This is a genomic window from Pseudomonas fuscovaginae SE-1, assembly GCF_000364705.1.
Taxonomy (GTDB): domain Bacteria; phylum Pseudomonadota; class Gammaproteobacteria; order Pseudomonadales; family Pseudomonadaceae; genus Aquipseudomonas; species Aquipseudomonas fuscovaginae_A.
Window position 1 is genome coordinate 1 of sequence record NZ_AQOH01000219.1, and the last position, 782, is coordinate 782.

Consider the following 782-nt stretch of genomic DNA (forward strand, 5'->3'; position numbering starts at 1 on the left):
GGCAAGCCCGCTCGCCACACGTGACATAGCGCGAACGAGGCGCTGTTGCATCGCTCCAATCCCGCCCCGTCGGGAACATCACTGCACAGCATATCAAGGTGTAATACACAGCAAAAATACCCTGCCTCCCAATAACGTTTGCGCTGCTAGCGTGAACCAGATCCATCCCAGCAGAGGAGCGCAATGGATTGCCTCCCCACCCCAACTCTCATCGCCTGCGTACAGGTCGATACTCCGAACCCGGCCGAGCCTATCTCGTTACGGCAGTGGTACATGGGCGAAGGCCTCTTTTCAGCGACTGGATATTGGGACGCTTGCTGGTTGCCGAAATGAAAAGGACTCATGAACTCGGCCTCGTGACATCACTGGCCTGGGTAATCATGCCAGACCACTTCCACTGGCTGTTCCAACTGCACCACACGCCCCTCGCCCAAGTTGTCGGCTGCGTCAAATCCTGCAGCACATTGGCCATCAATCGAGCCACGGAACAGCATGGTCGCTTCTGGCAAAGCGGCTATCACGACAGGGCCATTCGAGATGGTGAAGACCTGCGGGGTGCGGCCAGGTACATCATCGCCAACCCTTTGCGGGCTGGCCTGGTCGAACGAGTGGGCGACTATCCGTTGTGGGATGCGGCCTGGCTTTGAGTTTCTTCGGGCACAATGGCGACTTGGGATGGAACAATTTGACTGGGCTGAGTAACCGGGTTTGTTGTGGCGAGCGGGCTTGCCCGCGCTGGGGCGCAGAGCGTCCCCAAACCAGCCAACGCGGTGCATCAGGAG

Annotated in this window: 1 protein-coding gene; it reads left to right on the forward strand. The window is 58.8% G+C overall.

Annotation, left to right across the window (positions count from 1 at the left end; genetic code table 11):
* Window positions 1–188 precede the first annotated feature (188 nt).
* A complete protein-coding gene (locus K675_RS0119200; protein ID WP_026145349.1) occupies window positions 189–647 on the forward strand; it encodes an REP-associated tyrosine transposase in 459 nt (152 codons plus the stop codon).
* Window positions 648–782: the final 135 nt, after the last annotated feature.